This window comes from Ruegeria sp. BE10 (assembly GCF_056538905.1).
In genome coordinates, this window is sequence record NZ_JBQFTX010000010.1 from 179,469 (window position 1) to 202,831 (window position 23,363).

The following is a 23,363-nucleotide window of genomic DNA, read 5'->3' on the forward strand; positions in this document are numbered from 1 at the left end:
CCTATAGTTGAGCGTCCCGTAGCAAACTTCTCACTTCACCAAAACCCACAACGAGAGGTAGTCTTGTCTTTTTTCCCAAGCCTACCTCAATTTGGCTCACTTTCTGGGTCAAGGACTGTAGGTCAGGGTAGATTTTCGCGCGCAGACAACAGTTCCGCGGAACGAGGCGGGCTTTTAATTTTCCTGAATTGTTGATGCGACTGCACGGGGAAACAAAAAGCTTCACGTGTCTTCCCAAGCCATTTTGCAATGTAATGGCCTTTATCGCCTCAAAGGCGTTGGACTAAATTGACAGTAGTTAACATTTTGACCCGGATTAACTCGCCAACTGCAATTCACGCCATCGGTGGCAGCTTACTGCGTGTCCAGCCTCGCAGGTCTCCAAATGCGGCTCTTCCCGCTTGCACAGCTCAGTGGCAAAAGGACAACGTGTGTGAAACTGACAACCACTGGGGCGATTGGTTGGCGACGGGATCTCACCTTCAAGTTTCTGCGCTTTGCCGCGATCATCCGGGTCCAGAGACGGGATCGCTGAAAACAGTGCTTTGGTGTATGGGTGACGCGGCGATTGGAACAGCTGGCGCGTTGGCGCGCTTTCCATGATCTGCCCCAGATACATCACGGCGACATGATCGCAGGTATGGGCCACCACCGACAGGTCATGACTGATGAACAGATAAGTCAGCCCCATCTCATCCTGAAGCGACTTTAGCAGGTTCAGGATGTCTGCCTGAATTGACACATCCAGTGCCGCGACGCTTTCGTCTGCCACCACAAACCGGGGTTTGGACACCAGAGCGCGGGCAATGGAAATCCGCTGACGCTGACCGCCAGAAAAAGCATGTGGAAACCGGCGCAAATGTTCCAGGTTCAGCCGACACAAGCTGGCGATTTCGCGCACACGCTCGTCCACCTCTTCGCGCGAGTTGCACAGACCCATAACTTCCAGAGGTTCGGCAATGATGTCGCGAACGGTCATACGCGGAGACAGCGCAGCATACGGGTCTTGAAAGATCAGCTGTGCACGGCGGCGGTATTCCTTCAGGTCGGCCCCGGCCAAATTGCCCAGATTATAGCTGACCTCTCCATCATCATAATGGGCGGTGCCACCGGTGATGGGTGCCGCATTCAGCAGGGCGCGGCCAAAGGTTGTCTTACCCGAACCGCTCTCACCTACCACACCGAAAAAAGACCCTCGGGGGATCGACAGCGAAACTTCGTTGACCGCCATCAGGGTACGCTTGTTGAAAATCTTCCCGCCGACAGGGAATCCAACCGACAGGTCCTGGGTTTCGATCAGATTGTCGATGCTCATGCGGATTGTCTCTCGTCACAAAGGTGGCAGGCTGTGCGATGGTTTTCACCAGTGTCCGACCAGCCCGGCACAATCGTTTTACAGACATCGCCAACGATTTTGCTGCAACGGGTATGGAAAACGCAGCCTTCAGGCCGTTCCAGCGGCGAAGGGATATCGCCTGGCACCGGCATCAATGGCTTGTCCAGATCGTCCAGCTGTGGCAGCGCGTCGATCAGCCCTTGGGTATATGGGTGATAGGGGTTGCGGATCACCTCGCGGACCGGGCCTTGTTCGATCATCTTGCCCAAATACATCACCGCCACCTTGTCGGCTGTCTGTGCGACCACCCCAAGGTCATGGGTGATAAAGATGATGCCCATCCCGAATTCATCCACCAGATCCTTCATCAGGTCGATGACCTGAGCCTGTATCGTTACGTCCAGCGCCGTGGTGGGCTCGTCCGCGATCAAAAGCTTTGGCTTGGTCGATAACGCCATGGCAATCATCGCCCGCTGACGCATGCCGCCCGACATTTCAAATGCGTATTGCCCAAACCGGGTGGACGCATCGGAAATACCGACGCGGCCCAGCATCTCGATCGACAGTTCACGGGCCTGTTTTTTGGACATATCCGTGTGAATCAACAGCTGCTCGACCATCTGGCTGCCGATTGTCATTGCAGGTGCGAAACTGGCCATCGGTTCCTGAAAGATCATGCTGATCGCCCCGCCCCGCACAACTTCCATATCTCGCGGGCGCTGCAAGGCAAGGACATCCACCGGTCCGCTGTCCAGATGAAGCGTGATACGGCTTTCCGGTGCGTAGACTGCATTGCCCGGATTAAGCTTCATCAGCGATTTCGCGGTCACGGATTTGCCCGAGCCACTTTCACCCACAAGGCCCATGACCTCGCCCGGTGCCAGCGAAAATGACACGTTGTCGACCGCGGTGATCAGCCCTTCGTCGGTCTTGAATTGCAGCGTCAGGTTTTCGACGTCGATCAGGCTCATTTACGGGTCTCCGAATAGGGATCGGCAGCATCGCGCAGCCCGTCGCCCACAAAGACGAAGGCCATGACAAGCGCGATGAAGAAGAGGACCGGGATGAAGTACCAATGATAATTCAACAACACATCCGCTTTGGTCACGTTCTGCAACATAACACCCAATGAGTTCACCGGGTCCTTGAGGCCCAGCCCAATAAAGCTGAGCGCCGTTTCCGACAGGACCACGTAGGGGAACGAGATGACCAAGTCGACGATGATATAGCTGGTAAAGCTTGGCAGAAGATGCCGCCTGATGACGTGACCGGCGGGTGCCCCGCACAATTGCGCGGCCAGAACGTATTCCTGATTACGCTCGGTCAGCAGATGGGTCCGTACCCGTCGGGCCAAGGTTGGCCATCCCACCAGCCCGAGGATCAGGGTTATGACGAAAAATCGGGTTTCAGCCGACCATTCGGGTGGAATAAAGGCGGCGATGGCCATGAAAAGGGGGATAGACGGTACTGTCCTGACCGCGTCGGTGATCATCTGGATCACACTGTCTATGGCCCCGCCATAATATCCAGCCACGCCACCAATTATCAAAGCCAACACGAACGAGATCACCACGCCTAACGTGCCCACCTGAAGTGACGTCCAGACCGCGTGCAGTGTGCGTGAAAAGATGTCTTTTCCTGCGCTGTCAGTGCCGAAAAGATGGACATAGCCCAGATCCATGCCAAACAGATGGATGTTGCCCGGAATGAACCCAAACAGTTTGTAGCTGTCGCCGTGGACGAAAAACTGCATGTAGCGGCGTTCATCCTCGTTTATCTTTTCGACCCAGCGAAAGTTAGTGGCAATCGACCGCTCGCGCGTCACCGTGTGCAGAAACGGGCGGATCGAACAGCCGTTCTTGTCGCAGAATTTCGGTATCTGAGGGGCCCCGTTCAGGTAATCCTTGTCCCGTCCTGCGACCGTTGGATCGTATGGCGACAAAAACGGCGCAAAGAGGCCCGACAGGATCAGAACAACCAAAACGGTGGCCGCGATCATCGCCGCGCGCTGCTTTTTGAACCTGGCCCAGATCAGCTGTCTTTGCGACGCCGTGAAATACGCTTCCTTGGCCTTCTGATCGTCGATTTTCGTGGAGGTTTTTGCAGACATGGATCTTACCTCAGAATGCTCTTGCGCACACGCGGATCAATCACAGCCAACAGGATATCCGTGGCGAAATTGAGTGTGACGATGGCGGCTGTTAGCAGGAAGATGATGGCGCCTGCCAGTTGTTGGTCGTTCGACCGTGCCAGAGCCTCCAGCAGCAGCGACCCTGCCTCGGTCAGTGTCAGGATCAGGGCGACAATGGGTAGTTCGTTGAAGATGCGGTTCAGGTCAAATCCCAGCGAGTTGACAATTGGCCCAAGCGCATGACGAGCGGGATAGCGCCACAACAAACGCGGGCCATAAATCCCACGCGCCGCAGCTGCGGTTACGTAAAGCTTGCCGATCTCATCCGACATCAATGCGCGCACGGTCTGCAACGCAAAGGCAGTCGCGGACCAGCCCAGAATGAATATGGGCAACCAGGCATGTTTCAGCAGGTCCACGAATTTGGCCCATGACCAAGGGGCCTCGCGATATTCGGGGCTGAACAAGCCGGTGAGTGTCTCGCCAAAATAGATTGTGGAAAACAGCATCACCATCAGCGCCAGCAGAAAGTTGGGCATGGCCAGACCCAAATAGCTGATCAAGCGCAGGGAATTGTTGAGGAATGCGTTCTTGGAGGCCGCCGAGATAATACCCACGGGTAGCGCGATCATATAGGCCAGCGTCAACGAGCCAAGGCAGATCCAAAGTGAAATCCAGAACTTGTCGCCCAAAAGCTGCGCGATATTCACGCGCAGGATGCAGCTTTCGCCAAAATCACCGCGGAAGGCACCGCTCAGCCAACTGGCCCAGCGTGTCAGAAACGGACGATCCAAACCCAGTCGGGCCCGTTCGGCCTCGATGTCAGCCAGCGTGATAGCTGAACCTTGGGTGTTTTTATAAGCGAGATAGCGTTCAGCACAATCGCCCGGCACCAGCTCCATCAGCGTGAATACGATGAGTGATACCAAAACAAGAGTGACCACAGCCATCACCGCGCGCGTGGCGGCAAAGCGGGCGAATTGGAGCATGTCTTTGTTCCCGACTAGCATATGGAACGGGGCGCGAGCGCCCCATTCCGTCATCTCGGACCGAAGATCGGATTATTCGGACAACCACCATTGTGCGGGGCGGTACGGATAGGTCCGATAGAACTCGTAGGACTGCGTCTTGAACTCGGTGAAGTTCTGCAAATTGTTCGAGTGATAGATCGGAGCCGGGGAATTGACCGTGCCAATGAACAACAGCTCGCTGGTCATAATCTCAACCATCTTCTGAGCGGCAGCAACGGATGCCTCCGATCCGGGTGCGCTGGATTGATAAGTATCCAGAGCGGCTTTCAGATCGGCAACCCAAGCGGGCGGCTCGACACCGTTTTCACCGTTCGAGCTGATGTATTCCGCCCAGAGCATCCCGGTTCGAACATCGAAGTACCCGTCAAACGGGGGAACCCAGATTTCGCCGTCGCCCAGAACCGAACCCGCAGGCTGGCTCTTGAGCCACATACCCATATCCAACGTATTGGCCGATTGCGCCGCGCGGAACTCATCCGAAGTAACCTCTTTGATCGCGGTGTTGACGCCCACGTCTTTCCAGTTCTGAGCGATCAGTTCCACCAGTTGAGCAGAGGCTGACTGCGTCGAGAACTGCCAGTCCAGCACAAGCGGGTCACCGTTTGGCAGATCGCGGAAACCGTCACCGTTCTGGTCAACAAGGCCGACCTCATCCAGCAGAGCATTGGCGCGGTCCTGATCAAAACCAGCCTCGTACTCTGACCATTTGGCATCAATGAAGTCCGGGCGCGGTGAGAACCCGATATACTGTGTCGGCTCACCCAATCCAAAAGCGGTAACTTCGTTCAGCTGATTGCGGTCCATCGCAACCGACATGGCCGTTCTGAAACGGATGTCGTTGAAGAGCGCGCGTTTGGCCTCATCCTCGGCGGTCACGTTGAACGTCAGCACCGGATAGCCGATCGCGGGTTTCACTTCCAACGTGTAGTTGCCACTTTCCTGACCCTCCAAAAGAACCGGAGCAGATGTCAGGTTCACACCCTGAGATTTGTAATCCACCTCGCCGTTCAATAGCTTGAGGTTACGCACCTCTTCATCCGGTACATATGTTTCATCCATTTCCGAGATATAGGGCAACTGGTTACCCTGTGTGTCGACCTGGAAGAAATAAGGGTTGGCGACATAGTGGCGCCCTTCGGTGCTTTCCTTCACAAGAATATGGCTTTCAAGGGTCGGCATAGCATCCTTGGGCAGACCCGCCAGCTTGTCACCTGCCGTCAGCATTGGCGACGGTGTATCCATCCAGTCCGAATTACCGTAGTAGGCCTTGATCAGTTCATAACCGTTTTCATACCCAAGCGCTTGTGCGTTGGCGTCCGCATTTTCGTCCAACGCCGGGTGGAACTTTTCGAAGAAATGCTTGGGCTGGTATGGCTGCACATAGGTGAACGAAAACGTCTCGGTCAGGCCCGGTTTGGGTGCGACCAGGGTGAACTGCACCGTGGTATCATCCAGCGCCTCGACCTTCATGGGTTCACCGCCTGCCAAAGCATAATCCTTGGCTTCGGCGATGACATTGGTGTCCATCATCAGGTTGTCATACCAGAACACGACATCCGCCGCGGTGAACGGCGCCCCATCCGACCACTTGTGACCTTCGCGCAGATGCACGGTCAGTTGAGTGAAATCATCGTTCCATTCCCAGGACTTGGCCACATTGGGCACCAAGGTCTGAAGATCGTCGGAATACCGGAACAGGTTCACGTGACGTACAGACAGGAAGTCTGACGTGCCGCTTTCGGTGGCGTTGGACAGCGCATCCAGAACCCCACCATACTGACCGATCGAGTCATATGGCACGATGACCAAAGGCTCGGCCGGCAGACGATCCGCCACCGCAGGCAGGTCGCCATTGCCGCGGATTTTACCATTTAGATCTGCAATGGCTGGGTTTTCTGCAAAGCTCAGCGTACAGCCCGCGGCCGACTGAAACTCTGCCAGATCAAATTGCTGCGGATAAGCACCATCAGATAGGCCCTGCATATCTGCAACTGTCGCTGCCGGACAGTTCGCCCAGGCAGTTCCCCCCAGAGTGACCAAGGCCACACCTGACATCAGAAGCTGTTTCATGTTTTCTCCCTACGGTAACGTCAGTTTCGTTTTTTATTTGCTTGTGAAACCGATTAGTTGACTGCAGCAACGTCGGTTCTCTTCTTCTTTTTCTTTTTTTTGCCACGCAGCGCAGCGACATGGACTGTAACCCCCGCATCCTTCAAAGCCGTGGCGAAAGTTTCAGACGGGGGTATGTCGGTCACCAAATCGGTCACCTGGTCAAATCGGCAGGATACATTGGTCGCTTTTTCCCCGAATTTCGTGTGATCGGTTGCGACAATCATGCGCCGCGTATTTTTAAGCAACGCGCGCGTCAACTCAGCCTCCAGCGGGTTCGAAGCCAACACGCCGCCGGAAAGCGATATGGCATCCGCACCGCAAATCACCGCATCATAACTGTATTGGCAGGCCAGTTCCTCGGCCGCACGACCAAAACTGCCGCGTTCGGACCGAATAACCTCACCACCGGCAAGGATTGCTCGCGTTCCGTTGTGATCAGCCAGTGAGGCGACAACCGATAGCGAGTTGCTGACCACGGTTAGGTTCTTCAGATCGCGCAGCTGCTCGGCAACATGGGTGGTCGTTGAGCCCACCGTAATGAACAGCACCATGCCGTCTTCGATCATTTGGCTGACCTTGTTGGCAATAAGCGTCTTTTCTTCGGCGTTTTGCTCCAACGCCCCGGAAAACATCGGCGTGTCCTGCGCCCGGGAAAGATAGGTTCCCCCATGCACCCTCTCAACCATGTTTTTTTGCGCCAGCGCTTTGACCAGTCGACGAACAGTTTCCTCAGAAACGTCCATAACCTGCGCGATCTGGGTATTGCGCGCCGAGCCCCCCAACCTTGCCAGGACATCCAGAAGTTCACGGCCCCGATGAGGGATATTATCGCTATCGTGATCCATTTTTTAAGCCCAACATAGTTTCACTTAAAAATCCACAAAAATTGTGAATGTTTTGTGACAATATTTGAATTACGGAGATTTATTTATATTTTCCAATAAATCCGGTCATCGACTGAAACGCGTCTGGTCTACTAATATATGAACACTTGACTGCTTTTGTCCGGTAAGACCAACCGGCTTCACCCTGTGGAACACCACTGGTGATTATAAATTCTGGCCCCGGCAGAGTGTCTACCGAGGCCCTTGCTTTCACAACGCTGCTTCGAACAGTGTTTTTAGATTTCTTTCAGTCAGCTCAACGGGATTCCCACCGCATGATGGGTCGATGATTGCGCCTTGGACCAGTTCAGGAATTGCGGCCTCGGTCACGCCCAAGTCAGACAGTTTGCGCGGAATACCCAACTCGTCGTTGAAGTCTTGCACAAAGGCGCGGAAGCCGTCAAAGCCGCCCTGGATGCCCAGATAATCGGCTGCCATCTGGAACCGGTCGGCAATGACAGGGGCGTTAAACTCCAGCACGCCGGGCATGCAGACCGCGTTGGTGGTGCCGTGATGGGTGTTGAACACCGCCCCGATGGGGTGGCTCATGGCGTGGATCGCGCCCAGACCTTTCTGGAAACCGGTGGCGCCCATCGAGGCTGCGCTCATCATATGTGCGCGGGCCTCGAGATCGGTGCCATCGGCATAGGCGCGCGGCAGATACTCTTTGACCAACCGCATGCCTTCCAGCGCGATCCCCTGGCTCATCGGATGGTAATGCGGGCTTGAGAATGCCTCGACACAGTGGGCAAAGGCATCCAGACCGGTGCCTGCGGTGATAAATTTGGGCATGCCCACGGTCAGTTCCGGGTCGCAGATCACCACGCTCGGCAGAACCTTGGGGTGGAAGATGATCTTCTTGGCATGCGTCTCAGAGTTGGTGATGACGCTGGCGCGCCCAACCTCAGACCCTGTTCCGGCGGTGGTTGGCACCGCGATGATCGGGGCGATAACATCCGCATCGGCGCGGGTCCACCAGTCGCCGATGTCTTCAAAATCCCAGACCGGACGCGTCTGACCGGCCATGAAGGCCACCATCTTGCCCAGATCCAGCCCTGAGCCACCGCCGAACGCAATCACCCCGTCATGACCACCAGCGTTATAGGCGGCAACCCCGGCTTCAAGGTTCTTTTCATTCGGGTTCGGGTCAACGTCGCTGAACAGACCCCGGCCCAGACCGGCGGCCTCCATGATGTCCAACGTTGCCGTGGTGATCGGCAGGTCGGCCAGCCCTTTGTCGGTGACCAGCAAGGGCTTTTTCATCCCCGCTGTGGCACAGGCCTCGGGCAATTCTTTGACGCGCCCAGCACCGAATTTGATCGCGGTCGGGTAAGACCAGTTTCCAACAAGGCTCATGATGTCACCTTCTTCAGATGGTAGGATTTGGGACGGGTCAGGTTGTGATAGCCGATGACCGATAGGCCGCCGCCCCGCCCGGTATTCTTGCAGCCGGTCCAGCACAGGCCGGGGTCCAGATAATCGGCCCGGTTCATGAATACGGTGCCGGTCTCGATCTGATCGCCAACACGGGCCGCGCGATCCACATCGCGGGTCCACAGGCTGGCGGTCAGGCCAAATTCGCTGTCGTTCATCAGCGCAATCGCTTCTTCGTCGGATGAGACCTTCATGATGCCCACCACCGGACCAAAGCTTTCATCCCGCATCACCCGCATTTCATGGGTCACATTGGTCAGAATCTGCGGGGTGAGATAAGCACCACCGTCATCCTCAGCGAAGGTGTCGATATGGGCCACCGCGCCATCGGCGACCGCCTCGGCGATCTGCGCGCGCACCTCATCAGCAAAGCGCACATTGGCCATGGGGCCAATCGTCGTCTCGCTGTCCAGCGGATTGCCCAGCTTGTAACCCTTCACGATTTCCACCGCCTTGGCGACAAAGTCGTCATAGAGGGCTTCATGCACGTAAATCCGCTCGATCCCGCAGCAACACTGACCGGCGTTGAACATCGCCCCGTCGATCAGCGTATCGACGGCAGCCTCCAGATCGGCATCCTCCATCACATAGCCGGGATCCTTGCCGCCCAGTTCGGTGCCCACACCGGTAAAGGTGCCCGCCGCCGCACGCTCCATCGCCTGACCACCGCCGACCGAGCCGGTGAAGTTCACAAAGTCGAACGCATTGCCCGCAATTAGATCGTTGGTCACGTCATGGCTGAGGAACACGTTCTGGAACACATCTGTCGGCACGCCAGCTGCATGGAAGGCCTGTGCCATCCGCTCACCCACCAACAGGGTCTGGGTGGCGTGTTTCAGGATCACCGTGTTGCCCGCGATCAGCGCCGGGGCCACCGTGTTGATTGCCGTCATGTAAGGGTAATTCCAGGGCGCCACCACAAACACCACTCCATGCGGGAGGCGCTTGATATAGCGTTTGAAGGTCTCATCCTCGCCCACCGCGATATCCGCCAGCGACGCCTCGGCGATCCCGGCCATATGGCTGGCGCGCTCGTTAAAACCACCAAACTCACCGCCATAACGCACCGGGCGGCCCATCATATGAGCCAGCTCGGGAACGATCTCATCATTCATCGTACCAACAGCCGCCACGCCCGCCATCACACGATCGATACGCTCCTCCAACGGCCGCGCCGCCCAGTTCGCCTGCGCGGCACGTGCGCACTCAGCCGCTGCAAAGGCGGCGTCCCGCGACAGAACCTCGCGTTCCGCAAAAACCGATCCATCAATCGGTGAGACACATTTCAACATCTGCCCCATAACCACTCCATTTCGAAAGACGGCAGGATCCCCTGCTTCATCTGGCCAAAAATACCTCGGGAGTCTGGGGGCAGAGCCCCCAGCCTGGCCCAAGCTCACGCCCGCTCGAACCCGCGGGCAACTTCCCAATCGGTTACCACGCGCTCGAATTCCTCGATCTCGACCTCAGCCGCGCGGGTATAGTGATCAACCACCTCATCCCCCATCGCCGCGCGCAACATCTCTGACCCATGCAGCGCATCCCGCGCCGCGCGCAGGTTGCCGGGGATCATGCCGGTGTCGCCCTGATACACATCGCCTTGGGTGGGCGGCTGCAGCTCCAGCCCTTCCTCGATCCCTGAAATTCCGGCAGCCAGCATCCCCGCCATCGCCAGATACGGGTTCATGTCCGAGCCCGGAATGCGGCATTCGACCCGCACCGCCTTGGTGCCATCGCCACACAAACGGTATCCGGCCGTGCGATTGTCCACCGACCAAATGATCCGTGTGGGCGCAAAGGTGCCCTTCATGAAACGCTTGTAGCTGTTGATGTAGGGTGCCATGAAATAGGTGTAGTCCGGCGCGTATTTCAGCAGCCCCGCCATGTAGCTTTTCATCAGCGCCGACATGCCTAACGCATCCGACTTATCGAAAAATGCCGGCTGACCGTCCGCCCACAGCGACTGATGTACGTGGGACGAACTGCCCACCTTGTCATGATGCCATTTCGGCAGGAAGGTCGCCGCATGGCCGTGCTGCCAGGCAATCTCTTTCACCGCATTCTTGGCGATCGAGTGATACTCGGCCGTCTCCATTGCCGCCGCATATTTGATGTTCAGCTCTTCCTGTCCGGTCTCGGCCTCACCTTTCGAATTCTCGACCGGAATCCCCGCATTCCACAAATGGTTGCGGATCGGACGCATCACATGCTCTTCCTTGGTGGTCTGCAGGATGTGGTAGTCCTCGTTGTAGCCCGAGATCGGAGCCAGATCGCGGAAGCCCTCCTTACGGATCTGGTCAAAGCTCTTCTCGAACAGAAAGAACTCAAGCTCGGTCGCGCACATCGCGTCATAGCCCATCGCCTTCAGACGGTTGACCTGCTGTTTCAGGATCGAGCGCGGCGCGTGCGGCACTTCTTCGTGGGTATGGTGATCCAGCACATCGCACATCACCATCACAGTGCCTTCCAGCCACGGAACAGGGCGCAGCGTGCTGAGGTCCGGCTTCATGACGTAATCGCCATAGCCCCGCTCCCAACTGGTTGAGGCATAGCCATCCGGCGTTCCCATCTCCAAATCTGTCGCCAGCAGATAGTTGCAGCAATGCGTTTCTTCCCATGCACCCGCAACAAAGTGACCCGCATGAAAGCGTTTGCCCATCAAACGTCCCTGCATGTCAACAAAACATACCAAAACCGTGTCAACATCGCCCGCAGTCACACGCGCCTTCAGTTCGTCGAGGTTGAAAGTTCCGCTCACGATTTATCCTCCTTAATCGCGATGTCGTTCAGTGCCGGTAACAGCAGGGTCAATACCTCTTCTGCTGCGACAGCAATCTCTTCATCGGTACGCAGTAGGTCGTTGCGCACTTCCAGCATTACATTTGGCAAATTTCGGCTAAGCGCATGCAGGCGTAACGAATGGGTGACCCCATCACTTGGGCCATAAGGCTCATTTCGTTCGGTTTGGCGGTTCGGAATACGATCCACATAATTCAGCATCGCATCCACAAGCCGACTGTCTTCATCATGCAACAAACCCAGCTCAACCGCACGCGGTTGGCCGAAATAGACCGGGGTAAATGAATGCACAGTCACGATCACCGTATCAGCCCGACGCTTGTTCAAAACCTCAGACACAGCAGTGCAGAACGGATCGTAAACCGCAGCCGTACGCGCATCGCGCTGCGCTTGCGTCAGGCCTGTATTCCCCGGGACCATGATCTGTTCAGATTTCTCAGGCATTGCGCTTGCGGCTTCCGGGGGACGGTTGCAATCATATACCAAGCGCGACACGGTCGAGGCCACGACCGGCGCATCCAAAGCCTGCGAAAGCTTTAACGCCAGGCTTCGCGCACCCGGGTCCCAGACTGCGTGGCTTAGCCGGTCAGCTTCGGACAGACCCAGATCACTGTAGTCTGATGGAATCCGATGGCTCGCGTGTTCGCACAATAAGACCACTTTGCCCTGGCCCTCTTCGTTCAGTACCTCTACGGGCGCAATCATCCTTTCACCTCTGTATCTGAATCTTTTTGCGTCCGGGGCATTTCTTCGATCAGGCGTGTTTCCAGCAACTGACCATTCCGATAGAGGATCGGATAAGCCACCGCTGCGATGTGACTGTTGAATTCACGCAGCGCGCGCAACGTCTCAAGATGGATATCGCTGGTCTCAAAACTTTCCGTACTGCCATGCTGAAGCCGTTTGAGATGACGCTTGCGGCTGTCACGCTCGGCCCGTTTGATTTCGGTCTTTTCAAGGCTCAGTAGGCGGGCACTTTCCAAATCATCCGAGATCAACACGTTCGAGGCCAGTTTGAGATTGGCTAAAATACCCTCGTGCATTTCGACCAATTCTGCCCAACCTTCTTTCGAGAATGATGCACCTTTTTTGCGCATGCTGGTTGCCAACACAGTCAAACGTTTGGCGACAACGTCGCCTGCGGTTTCAAGGCGAATGGCGTATTCCATCAAGTCGCGCGCCACCTTCGCATTCTGCTTTCCAAAATCCTCTGCCGGAATGGCCGCCACGAATTTTCGGACGCCAGACAGGCACTCGTTTACCTCGACATCAATGTCCCTGACGGCACGGATCTGTTCCTTGTCTCCACTGCGGTACAGTTCGAGCGATGGGCGGAACATCGATTCAACCAGATCGCTCATCCGCAGCAGTTCCCGCTTGAGGCTCGATAGGGCCTGGCTGGGACTGCCGATATTGCGCATGTCCAACGCGCTGGCGGGACGACCCGGCTGCAGCGCAGCCTCTGATGTTTTCGGGTCTGGCAACAGCCGCTCGAACGGGGCACTTAGGCGTCCACAGAATGGCAGCGCCAGAACCAGCAAAGAGGCATTAAAGGCCAGATGCGCGTTCACCAGCATTTGCCCGCCTTGCAGATCGCCCAGAACGCCCGCCCTCAGGGCTGTGGTGGCTGCGAAAAGGGTAATAACGGCCCAACTGCCACGTAGGGCCAGATTGGCAAAGGGGATGCGCCGGGCTGATAAATCCATCCCCCGCGTCAACCAAACTGGGATAAAGGCCGAGCCGAAGTTAGCCCCCAACACCAGCGACAACCCGGCGGCAAAAGGAATTGCGCCGATTTGCACAAGCGTCACGCACATTAAGATCGCCGCGACCGAGGAATGCATGACAAAGGCCAGCGCACCACCCACCAAAAACGCGGTGACATAGTCGCGGGCCAGATAGTCGGCGATGGCGGGCAGAAAAGCACTGTCGCGGATCGGGTCCATTGCCTCACGTAAAAAGCGCAATGAGATCAGGATGAATGCGATGCCCATCAGAATGCGACCCAATTGCCGCGGTTTCTTGGACTCGGTTTTGACGAACAGATACCCGCCAATCGCCAACAGAAGCGGCACCAGCCAATCCAGCTTGAACGACAGGATCTGAATAATCAGCGCAGATCCCAGATCGCCACCCAGTACCATTGCAAGGCCCGCAGGAAATGCCAGCATCCCACCAGCGGCAAAGCCCGAGGTCAACAATGCCACCGCCGCCGAGCTTTGCAGCACAATAGCCATCGAAAGCCCCACCATCGACGCCTGCAAATAACTGCGCTGGCCCGTCATAACGCGCTGGAACGAGGCCCCATAGCTGCGCTCAATCCCCGTGCGCACCATGCGCACGGCAAAAAGCAACAACATTGTCGCTCCGGCCAAGTTGATGAGAAAGCTTACAATCGCCATGAGCCTAACCGTGCACCATATCCAGCATTTCCGCATGCAGTTCAGGCGTTGCGGCCGAGATCACCCGACCATCCGATTTCAGGTCGAGGTGCTTGCCATTCCAGTCGGTCATCACTCCACCTGCGGCCTCAACAACGGCCAGAACAGGCAAGAAGTCATAAGGCTGCAAGTCATAATCAATCACTGCATCCACATGCCCTGCCGCCAGCAGGGCATGCGGGTAGCAGTCATAGGCGAACCGGCGGGTCTGCCCGGATTGCATCAGTTTTGCGAATAAAGCGGGATGATCGCGATAGATCTTGTCGCCTTCGTTCACAAACAGGATGGATTGATCCAACCGCGTCTTTTTTGACGTTGCGATGGCATTGCCATTCAGAGTCGCGCCCTGACTTGAAACGCCTACAAATACCTCATTCAACGCAGGCATACCGATCACTCCGATATCCGGCTTGCCATTAACCAGATGCCCCAGCAAGAAGCCGAACAGCGGATGCCCCGAAAGGAACGATCTTGTGCCATCAATCGGGTCAATGATCCAAACTTCACGACAATTCTGCCCGTCAAACCCGTGCTCTTCGCCAAAGATACCATGATCCGGGAAATGCTGCTCTAGGTAAGTGCGCACCTGGGTTTCAACACCTTTATCGGCCTGTGTAACCGGGCTCTCATCCGACTTGAACTCAACACCCAACCTACCGCGAAAATACCCTCGTGCCGCAGTATTGGCTATGTCGGCAACCGCCATCGCATGCGTCACCAGATCAGCCATTTCGGTATTTTGTGAGCTTGTTGGATTCAACATCCATTTCCGTCCTGTCTAGTGATGGATTGCGGGGCTAGGGCAGCAATAATTGGGAAAGGTCATGCGGGCTCTAGCCGAATTACAATTAAGTTCGATCGCATTTCTTGAATTTGCATTAACGTCCAACATCTCCGCATAGCCGTGCCCCGTGGTGGCGCCCAGCTTCCTTTCGGGCGGTCGAGCTTCACCTTTAGAATCTCGGACATCTCCCGCTATTCCGACGCACTGATAGCCCTCGGCACACTGCATCACGTTGTGCAAGTCAACAATCCAATCCTGAAGTTCCAGGCTGTCGTCTTCTTGTAACATCAGATTCCGGCTTTTTGACATCATTCTTCCCTATAGTTCCACAAAAACATACAATTTCAACCCAATAATCCTGAATTTATTTGTTTTGTGTGGGTTTTTAAGGGATATTGCGCTCACCTTTTTGGCGATCCGGCAAGACTTCGCATGACTATCGGCGTCGCTCTCGTTGGCAATACCTCTAGATAGTGATGGCGGTGGCAGACTGTCTGATGTCGCCAACGCGCCAGACGGCCGCCAATCTGCTCGACAATCCTTGGGTTACAGAGACAAAGCTGCCAGACACCTGAATGACCGCTCACACTCTGATCGCACCCCGCGCGCTTTGAAAAACTACAGGACAGACCCATGATCCAGAACAACCCAGCCCTCATCGATGCGATCCGCGACCGGTTTAACCATGTCGAAAGCTGCCCGTTTCAGGGCGAGCGTATTTTTTTCGAAAACGCAGGCGGTGCGCTGACATTGAAAACAGTCACCGAAACCTCGGCTTTTTATGCTGCGATCCCAGACAACCCCGGGCGCATCAACCCGGCGGGGCAGGGGACACAGAATGTGATCAACAAGGCCAAGGGTGACCTGGCGGTATTCATGAATGCCTCGGGCGGGCAGTTCTTTGCCGGTGAAAGCGGGACAGAGTTGCTGTTCCGGATGATCCGCACCGCCTGTCTGGCCGCCCCCAAGAGGTCCAAGGTGATCGGGTCGTCCATAGAACACCCTGCCACCCGCAGCGCTGCGCACCGCTGGGCTGAGATTGCGGGACTGGACTACGTAATTGTGCCGCATAATGACGAAACCGGGCTGGTCACACCCGAGGATTACACTGCGCTGATGACACCCGATGTGGCGGTGGCAACAATCCTGCATGCCTCACCGGTGACAGGTATGGGAATGGATGTGGCGGCGATTTCCTCCGCGATCCGCGCGGTCGCACCGGATTGCATGATCATCGTCGATGGCATTCAGCACGCTGCCCACGGGCAACTGGATCTGGATGCCTACAATGTTGATGGCTATGCGATCTCGCCCTACAAGGTGTTTTCGCGCCATGGCTATGGCATTGCCTGGATTTCTGAAAAGCTAACCAACACCCCGCATGACATGCTGATCGACGCGCCTGTGACGGGCTGGGAATTCGGCACTCGTGACACTGGGTCTTATGCGACCGTCTCGGACGTGGTGTCCTATTTCGACTGGCTGGGCGGAGAGGTGTCGGACGAGACCGAGCCGCGCAAACGGATCGAGGCCGCTGGCCGTGCCATCCATGCTTATGAGACCCACCTGACCAACGCCGCCATTAATGGGACCGGAAATCTGCCTGGCCTGCGCGATATGGATCACGTCACCATTCTGGCCGGGGCTGACAATCCCGCGCGCGAAGGGTTGGTTTCAATCGTGGTCAAAGGGCATGCCTCGGAAGATGTGGTGGAGATATTGAATCAGCAGGGCATCCGCACCCACACCCGTAAGGATGACCACTATTCCGGCAACGTCCTAAAGCCACTGGGCCTGGCGGATTGTATCCGCATCTCGTTCTGCCACTACAACACCGAACAGGAAATCGCTCGTCTACTGGGTGCCATAAAGGTGCTGGGTCAGGACAACTAGCGGAGGGTTCAGTCAACCCTGATCAACAAGACTTCGGTCGCTCCACAGATATCAGAAGCCCTGCATCAGCATGTCTATGGCAACCGTGATCCGGTCGGCTTCCTCATTCAGGTTGGCGGTCTGAGATTTGAGAATTCCCACCGGAACCGCGGCCATGAATTGGGTGACCATGACAACCTGTTCGCCATGGACATCGAACACTGGATTAAGCCGGGTCGCGGGCTTTGGGGCCTTGGCCAATGGTATCAACGGGGCGACCACCCGCGTATTCAGGTCCCCAAGCAGATCGGTTTGCACATCCAGAAGATAGCCATCACCCGATGGATTCGGAAAAACATCGTATTTGGGCATCAGAATTGCCGGAAGCTGTCCAGCGGCAGGCCGTGTTGCTCAACATACGCGTTTGAGCTTTTGAGGGCGTCCGCGTTTTCTGCTTTCCACTGCTCGGCTTTGGCCTCGGCAACCGCTATACGAACACCTTCTTCGGCTGCGCGGGAAAGGTTGACCTTCAAAGCTTTGGCTTCGGACAGCAATGCGCTGTCAAGCGAAAGGTTGGTTGGTCTGCGTGATTGGGCGTTCATCAGATATGCCTCCCTTCACCCTAAGATAGGTCCATTTTAAATGCGCGTCAATTATGCGCATGATTAATGCTGGCAACCTTTGGCGTCCGCTGCTGCCAATCCTATACAAAGGCAGATTATTGCTACGCGTCGCCCGGGTGGCGAAAGGGCACAGCAGAATACACCGTTTTCTGCGATAACTGTGGTGGAATCTTCCCTTGATCTCGCACTAAAAAGGCCCGAAATACCAAGTTTTTTACAAGGGCAACATTATGCAGAGCGTTCTCATCACCGGGTCAGCCGGTTTTATTGGCTTTCATCTGAGCAAGCTTCTGCTGGCCCAAGGGTACCACGTAGTGGGGTTGGACTCTCTGAACGATTATTATGATGTGTCGTTGAAAAAGGCCCGCCACGACATGCTGGCGCGCGAACCCAATGGTAAGAATTTTTCGCCCGTCATCGGCAAGGTCGAAACCCCCGGCCTGATGATGGAGCTGTTTGGGGAACATGGTTTTGACTATGTCATTCACCTCGCTGCCCAAGCTGGGGTGCGCTATTCGATCGAGAATCCGCGCTCGTATCTGGAAAGCAATGTGATAGGGACTTTCGAAATTCTGGAAGCGGCGCGGGCGCATCCGCCAAAACACATGCTGTTGGCTTCGACTTCTTCGGCCTTTGGCGCCAATACCGAGATGCCCTATAAGGAAACCCAACGCGCCGATCATCAGATGTCGTTCTACGCGGCCACCAAGAAATCGACCGAAAGCATGGCCCATTCCTATGCGCATCTGTTTGATTTGCCGATCACCATGTTCCGGTTTTTCACCGTCTATGGCCCTTGGGGTCGCCCGGACATGGCGCTGTTCAAATTCACCAAAGCGATCCTCGAGGGCAATGCGATCGACGTCTATAACCACGGTGACATGAAACGCGACTTTACCTATGTCGAAGATTTGGTTGAGGCGATCCGCCTTCTGATGGACGCCGTCCCTGTGCGCCGCGCAGACGGCAATGTTCCAGAAGGGGACAGTTTGTCACCGGTCGCCCCCCATCGAGTGGTGAATATCGGCAACAATGATGCGGTACAGCTGACCGCGTTTATTGAAGCCATCGAAACGGCCACTGGCATCAAGGCGAATAAAAACATGATGCCAATGCAGCCCGGTGACGTGCCCGCAACCTGGGCCGATGCATCGCTGCTCAGGGATTTGACCGGTTATCAACCAAGGACTTCGGTCGAAGATGGTGTGGCTGAGTTTGTTAAGTGGTACCGCGACTTTTATCGTCCCAACGCGGCTGGGACCGAAAGGTAAGATGGTTAGCCTTCAGGCCTAAAAGATTGGTGGCCGTCCTCTCAGTTTTGAGGTTCGGCCTCTGAAATTCTCAAGGGTAAAAACGCAAACCGTTCTAGTACCCGGAACGTAGTTCAAAACCTTTCCTACGGTGATTTTTCCACAGGGCGCTTATGTTGCGCATCTCTCAGTCCAACTGAACGAATGCCAATTTGAGCATCCAAAAAACACTTTAACCCGGTTGTCTTTTCGTCCGTTCCAACCTACTGACAACCTCACCTCGGGGTGCGTGGCCTGCCGCGCTGAGATGCCTTTGGCGAACCCGTAGAACCTGAACCGGCTAGAACCGGCGGAGGGAAAGGTAACGGTTTCATCCACCCTTGCCCTCTCGCCGCAATGGAGGATGACATGAAACATCTGATGATTGCTGCGGGACTTCTGAGCGCAACAGCGGCTGTCGCGGCCGACAAACCTCAGCTGACCGTTTACACCTATGACAGCTTTGTCTCGGACTGGGGTCCGGGCCCGAAAGTAGAAGAAGCTTTCGAAGCAGTATGCAACTGTGATCTGAACCTTGTGGGCGTCGAAGACGGCGCGGCGCTGTTGTCGCGTCTTCGGCTAGAGGGTGAAAACACGGACGCCGATGTGGTGCTTGGGCTGGACACCGGCCTGATCGCAGCGGCCAAGGAAACTGGCTTGTTTGCTCCCAATTCGGTCAGCGCCGATTATACCCTGCCGATTGAATGGTCAGATGACGTGTTCGCGCCTTATGACTGGGGCTATTTTGCTTTTGTCCATAACGCAGATGCGGCGGCACCTGCCAATTTCCGTGAACTGGCCGAGGGTGAAACAAAGATCATTATTCAAGACCCGCGCTCGTCCACTCCGGGTCTGGGGCTGCTGTTGTGGGTCAAAGCGTCTTATGGAGACGAAGCCCCCGAAATCTGGGCCGGGCTTGCCGACAATATCGTGACCGTGACCAAAGGTTGGTCCGAGGCGTATGGCCTGTTTCTTGAGGGTGAGGCGGACATGGTGCTCAGCTACACCACATCGCCTGCTTATCACTTGATCGCCGAGGATGACGCCAGCAAAGCAGCGGCCGCCTTTGATGAGGGCCACTATATGCAGGTTGAAGTTGCGGCGAAGCTGGCCGGTACCGATCAGCCCGAACTGGCGGATCAATTTCTGGAATTCATGGTTTCGGACACCTTCCAGCAGATCATCCCGACCACCAACTGGATGTATCCGGCAGTGACCCCTGCGGCTGGCCTGCCCGAAGGGTTTGACACGTTGATCACGCCTGAGAAATCCTTGCTGTATACCCCGGATGAAGCCGCCTCCGTGCGGGATCAGGCGCTTGCGGAATGGCTGGGCGCGCTCAGCCAGTAAGCCCTTGGCCGGGTGTTGGCGCAGCGGCACTGGTTGCTGCGCTGATATTGGGCACATTGGCCGCGGTAGCCCTGCGCGCTGATACAGCGGGTGGGTTGGGTCCGGCCGATTGGGCGGCGCTGCGCTTTACGCTGGTTCAGGCGGTGTTGTCTGCGCTGTTCAGTGCCGGGCTGGCTATTCCGGTCGCCCGGGCACTGGCGCGGCGTCGGTTTCGTGGACGGTCTGCCCTGATCGCCCTATTGGGCGCCCCCTTTATCCTGCCGGTCATCGTCGCGATCCTTGGGTTGTTGCAGGTTTTCGGACGTGCAGGCTGGATTTCAGATTTTTTAGGTCTGTTTGGTTTGCCGCCGCTGCGCATCTATGGGTTGCACGGGGTGGTTCTAGCCCATGTATTTTTCAACCTACCACTTGCCACGCGACTGATCCTGCAGGCGTGGCAGGAAATTCCGGCAGAAAGATTTCGGTTGGCCGCGCAATTGGGGTGCGACGGCTTTGCCATGTTCCGTCTGATCGAACTGCCAATGTTAAGGCGCATTCTGCCGGGTGTTCTGGCCGTGATCTTTGCGATTTGCCTGACTAGCTTTGCCGTCGCGTTGACTCTTGGCGGAGGGCCCCGCGCAACGACACTTGAACTCGCGATCTATCAATCCTTTACCTACGATTTCGACCTTGGCCGCGCGGCGTTGCTTTCTGCGGTGCAACTGGCTTTGACCGCTGCTGCCGCAATGGCTGCGCTGAAATTTTCGCGTGGTGAAGGGTTCGGCGCTGGATTGGATCGCGCTATACAACGATGGGATGGCGGCGCGCCCGCAATTGATGCGTGCTGGATCGGGCTCGCGGTAGCGTTTCTGCTTCTTCCTTTGGCTGCCGTGGCGATCTCTGGCCTATCTGGGTTGCTCGAAATGCCTGCCTTGGTGTTCCGTGCGGCGGTGATATCGGTTCTGGTTGCCACCGCCAGTACGATTGTTTTGTTGATGCTTGCACTGCCGATGGCCATGGCCGTTGCAACCGGTCGTCACGGGATTGTTGAGCTTAGCGGTATTCTGGGGCTGGCGGCTTCACCGTTGGTGATTGGCACCGGGCTGTTCATTCTGATCCGCCCCATCGCTAATCCAGTAACACTGGCATTGCCGGTAACCGCGCTGGTGAATGCCGTCATGGCCTTGCCCTTCGCGCTACGCATTCTGGTGCCGGCGGCCCGCGACGTGGTGGCGCGACACGGACGGCTTGCCCTGTCGCTGGACATGGACAAGAGAACATTCTTTGCCCGCGCCCTGTTGCCGCGCATGCGCCCACAGATCCGCTTTGCCACGGGTTTGTCAGCCGCGCTATCGATGGGAGATCTGGGAGTTATTGCCCTGTTCGCCGATCCACAGATCGCGACCTTGCCCTTGCAGATCTATCGGTTGATGGGGGCGTATCAGATGCAAGCAGCGGCCGGGGCAGCTCTGTTGCTGTTGTTGCTGTCGATGGGGGCATTCTGGCTATTGGATCGCGGAGGGCGGTTGCATGCTGAAACTTAAAGGCTGCGTAATCGAGAACGGAAAATTTTCGTTGCGTGCTGATTTTACCGTCGAGACCGGTGCCAGTGTAGCCATTATTGGGCCGTCTGGCGCGGGAAAGTCGACACTGCTTGAGGCGATTGCCGGGTTTCGTGACCTCAAACAGGGAAAGATATTCTGGGACGGAGACCTTATATCCAACCGCGCCCCTGGCAAGCGCCCTTTGGCGATGCTGTTTCAGGATGGCAATCTATTCCCACATCTGACGGTCGAACAGAATATCGCTTTGGGCTTGCGCCCGAATGGGCGGTTGACCGTTGATGAGCAATCTCAGGTCCAAACCGCACTAGATCGGGTTGCCCTGCCGGGTCTGGGTGATCGCAAGCCAGCCGAACTGTCTGGAGGTCAGCAAAGCCGGGTCGCATTAGCCCGGGTTCTTGTGCAGCGCCGTCAGATGTTGCTGCTGGACGAACCGTTTGCGGCGCTGGGGCCGGCACTGAAGGCTGAAATGCTTGATCTTGTGGCTGGGTTGCTGGCGGAAACCGGAACGACCCTGCTTATGGTCAGCCACGACCCGCAGGACGCGCGCCGCATTACCAGTCAGACGGTTCTTGTGTCTAACAAGCAGGCACATCCTCCTGCGCCGACCCGGGACCTTTTGGACAATCCACCGCCCAGCCTGCGCGACTATTTGGGGTAGGGACATTGGTTGGAAACCTGCGAAAGGAAACTCGCAGCCCGGCGCGTAGTTGAAAGGTTTCTGCACGCCGGACTGACAGGGAGGGACCTTATTTCCGGTTGTGGAAAATGAACCCGAGGAAGTTCAGCAGCAATTGCGCCGCAAGAATCTGTGTACTTTCGGTCTGGTCATAGGCAGGGGCGACCTCAACCAGATCAATGCCAACCACATTACCGCGTTTACTGAGTCCCTGAACGATTTCCAGGACATCATAGTACTGGAACCCGCCATGGCTGGGTGTTCCTGTTCCGGGCGCAATCGACGGGCAGAACGCGTCGATATCTATGGTGACGTAATAACGCGCACCTTCGGGGATACGATCCAAAACGCCCTCTGTTCCCAGTTTACGCACCTGTCGTACGGATAGGATATCTGAACCCCGCGCCCGCGCGTCGTCGTAACCTTCTTTCGCTGTTGAGGACACGTTGCGGATGCCCAGTTGGGTCATGCCCGAGACATATTCTTTTTCGATTGCCCGACGCATCGGGTTGCCGTGACCATCGGTGACGCCTTTGCGTTCGTCGACAAAGTCCAGATGCGCATCGATCTGGATCACGTGGATAGGTCCGTTCTTTGCGCAATCTTCTTCAAAGGCGCGGATGCACGGAATGTTGATCGAGTGATCTCCACCGATAGTCACCGGCAGAGCGCCCGCATCGAGGATTTTCTTCACACCGTATTCGATGTTGGCGTGGCTTTCCTCGGTCTTGGTATGGATGATGTCGGCATCGCCCAGATCGACAATGCGCACATCGCTGGCCAAATAGGTCGCGTCGTCTTCGTGGTCATAGGCACCGGCGTGGCCAAAGCTGAACAGGGTTGACGCTTCGCGCACAGCGCGCGGCCCAAACCGGGCACCGGATCGAAACTGACACCCGAAATCGAAAGGTGCACCAAGGACGGCGACATCAGCGTCGATCTTATCCCAATTCTCGACATAAGGTTTCTTGCCAAAGGTCGCGATGCCGACAAAAGGCAGGTTCAGACGACCAGATTCATAGCCATGACCCGACATGATTTCTCCGTTTCTTATGGG

General features: G+C 56.3%; 20 protein-coding genes and 1 riboswitch. Of the genes, 5 read left to right on the plus strand and 15 right to left on the minus strand.

All coding sequences use genetic code 11. The annotated features are described in order from the left end of the window. Nucleotides 1–316 precede the first annotated feature (316 nt). From ACR0M2_RS19085 to ACR0M2_RS19140, 12 genes are all read right to left on the minus strand, one after another. A complete protein-coding gene (locus tag ACR0M2_RS19085) occupies nucleotides 317–1,315 on the minus strand; it encodes an ABC transporter ATP-binding protein (protein WP_480706623.1) in 999 nt (332 codons plus the stop codon). Continuing rightward, nucleotides 1,312–2,307 carry an ABC transporter ATP-binding protein gene (locus tag ACR0M2_RS19090; protein ID WP_480706625.1) on the minus strand — a complete coding sequence of 332 codons (996 nt, stop codon included), beginning with the start codon at nucleotides 2,305–2,307 and terminating at the stop codon, nucleotides 1,312–1,314. The genes ACR0M2_RS19085 and ACR0M2_RS19090 overlap by 4 nt, the downstream gene beginning before the upstream one ends. Continuing rightward, the gene (locus ACR0M2_RS19095) at nucleotides 2,304–3,446 is read right to left on the minus strand and encodes an ABC transporter permease (RefSeq protein ID WP_480706627.1); all 1,143 of its coding nucleotides are present in this window, start codon (nucleotides 3,444–3,446) and stop codon (nucleotides 2,304–2,306) included. The genes ACR0M2_RS19090 and ACR0M2_RS19095 overlap by 4 nt, the downstream gene beginning before the upstream one ends. A 5-nt stretch (nucleotides 3,447–3,451) precedes the next feature. Next, the gene (locus ACR0M2_RS19100; RefSeq protein WP_170351162.1) at nucleotides 3,452–4,456 is read right to left on the minus strand and encodes an ABC transporter permease; all 1,005 of its coding nucleotides are present in this window, start codon (nucleotides 4,454–4,456) and stop codon (nucleotides 3,452–3,454) included. Between the two features lie 72 nt (nucleotides 4,457–4,528). Then, a complete protein-coding gene (locus ACR0M2_RS19105; protein WP_480706629.1) occupies nucleotides 4,529–6,568 on the minus strand; it encodes an ABC transporter substrate-binding protein in 2,040 nt (679 codons plus the stop codon). Nucleotides 6,569–6,621: 53 nt separating this feature from the next. After that, complete coding sequence (locus ACR0M2_RS19110; RefSeq protein WP_170351160.1) at nucleotides 6,622–7,455, minus strand: DeoR/GlpR family DNA-binding transcription regulator; 834 nt, start codon at nucleotides 7,453–7,455, stop codon at nucleotides 6,622–6,624. Between the two features lie 249 nt (nucleotides 7,456–7,704). Further along, nucleotides 7,705–8,850, minus strand: coding sequence for an iron-containing alcohol dehydrogenase (locus ACR0M2_RS19115; protein ID WP_170379427.1), 1,146 nt, complete (start codon nucleotides 8,848–8,850; stop codon nucleotides 7,705–7,707). Further along, a complete protein-coding gene (locus ACR0M2_RS19120; protein WP_480706631.1) occupies nucleotides 8,847–10,229 on the minus strand; it encodes an aldehyde dehydrogenase family protein in 1,383 nt (460 codons plus the stop codon). The genes ACR0M2_RS19115 and ACR0M2_RS19120 overlap by 4 nt, the downstream gene beginning before the upstream one ends. 95 nt (nucleotides 10,230–10,324) lie before the next feature. Next, nucleotides 10,325–11,602: a glutamine synthetase family protein gene (locus tag ACR0M2_RS19125; RefSeq protein ID WP_480706666.1), complete on the minus strand. Its 1,278-nt coding sequence runs from the start codon at nucleotides 11,600–11,602 to the stop codon at nucleotides 10,325–10,327. A gap of 80 nt (nucleotides 11,603–11,682) precedes the next feature. Further along, nucleotides 11,683–12,432 (minus strand): N-formylglutamate amidohydrolase, encoded by a 750-nt coding sequence (locus tag ACR0M2_RS19130; protein ID WP_480706633.1) that lies wholly within the window; start codon nucleotides 12,430–12,432, stop codon nucleotides 11,683–11,685. Further along, the gene (locus tag ACR0M2_RS19135) at nucleotides 12,429–14,129 is read right to left on the minus strand and encodes a Na/Pi cotransporter family protein (RefSeq protein ID WP_170362643.1); all 1,701 of its coding nucleotides are present in this window, start codon (nucleotides 14,127–14,129) and stop codon (nucleotides 12,429–12,431) included. The genes ACR0M2_RS19130 and ACR0M2_RS19135 overlap by 4 nt, the downstream gene beginning before the upstream one ends. A gap of 4 nt (nucleotides 14,130–14,133) precedes the next feature. Then, complete coding sequence (locus ACR0M2_RS19140) at nucleotides 14,134–14,931, minus strand: inositol monophosphatase family protein (RefSeq protein WP_170362644.1); 798 nt, start codon at nucleotides 14,929–14,931, stop codon at nucleotides 14,134–14,136. Between the two features lie 654 nt (nucleotides 14,932–15,585). Between ACR0M2_RS19140 and ACR0M2_RS19145 the strand changes: the two genes are divergently transcribed. Further along, a complete protein-coding gene (locus ACR0M2_RS19145; RefSeq protein WP_480706635.1) occupies nucleotides 15,586–16,845 on the plus strand; it encodes an aminotransferase class V-fold PLP-dependent enzyme in 1,260 nt (419 codons plus the stop codon). A gap of 51 nt (nucleotides 16,846–16,896) precedes the next feature. Here the strand turns inward: ACR0M2_RS19145 and ACR0M2_RS19150 are convergent, their stop codons facing one another. Further along, nucleotides 16,897–17,196 carry a CcdB family protein gene (locus tag ACR0M2_RS19150; protein ID WP_480690447.1) on the minus strand — a complete coding sequence of 100 codons (300 nt, stop codon included), beginning with the start codon at nucleotides 17,194–17,196 and terminating at the stop codon, nucleotides 16,897–16,899. Continuing rightward, nucleotides 17,196–17,426 (minus strand): type II toxin-antitoxin system CcdA family antitoxin, encoded by a 231-nt coding sequence (locus tag ACR0M2_RS19155; protein ID WP_170551177.1) that lies wholly within the window; start codon nucleotides 17,424–17,426, stop codon nucleotides 17,196–17,198. Before ACR0M2_RS19155 ends, ACR0M2_RS19150 begins: the two co-directional genes overlap by 1 nt. Before the next feature lie 251 nt (nucleotides 17,427–17,677). Here ACR0M2_RS19155 and ACR0M2_RS19160 point away from each other — a divergent pair, with 251 nt between their 5' ends. The 4 genes from ACR0M2_RS19160 to ACR0M2_RS19175 all read left to right on the plus strand — a co-directional run bounded on the left by ACR0M2_RS19160 (nucleotide 17,678) and on the right by ACR0M2_RS19175 (nucleotide 22,288). Continuing rightward, a complete protein-coding gene (locus ACR0M2_RS19160) occupies nucleotides 17,678–18,718 on the plus strand; it encodes a GDP-mannose 4,6-dehydratase (protein WP_480706637.1) in 1,041 nt (346 codons plus the stop codon). A 250-nt stretch (nucleotides 18,719–18,968) separates the two neighbouring features. Next, nucleotides 18,969–19,073, plus strand: a riboswitch (TPP riboswitch). Nucleotides 19,074–19,105: 32 nt separating this feature from the next. Beyond that, nucleotides 19,106–20,086: a thiamine ABC transporter substrate binding subunit gene (thiB, locus tag ACR0M2_RS19165; RefSeq protein ID WP_480706638.1), complete on the plus strand. Its 981-nt coding sequence runs from the start codon at nucleotides 19,106–19,108 to the stop codon at nucleotides 20,084–20,086. Next, on the plus strand, nucleotides 20,062–21,609 hold the full coding sequence (locus ACR0M2_RS19170; RefSeq protein ID WP_480706640.1) for an ABC transporter permease family protein: 1,548 nt from the start codon (nucleotides 20,062–20,064) through the stop codon (nucleotides 21,607–21,609). Before thiB ends, ACR0M2_RS19170 begins: the two co-directional genes overlap by 25 nt. After that, a complete protein-coding gene (locus tag ACR0M2_RS19175; RefSeq protein WP_480706641.1) occupies nucleotides 21,596–22,288 on the plus strand; it encodes a thiamine ABC transporter ATP-binding protein in 693 nt (230 codons plus the stop codon). Before ACR0M2_RS19170 ends, ACR0M2_RS19175 begins: the two co-directional genes overlap by 14 nt. 88 nt (nucleotides 22,289–22,376) lie before the next feature. Here ACR0M2_RS19175 and speB read toward each other — a convergent pair whose 3' ends face one another. Then, on the minus strand, nucleotides 22,377–23,342 hold the full coding sequence (gene speB / locus ACR0M2_RS19180) for an agmatinase (RefSeq protein WP_480706643.1): 966 nt from the start codon (nucleotides 23,340–23,342) through the stop codon (nucleotides 22,377–22,379). Nucleotides 23,343–23,363 lie beyond the last annotated feature (21 nt).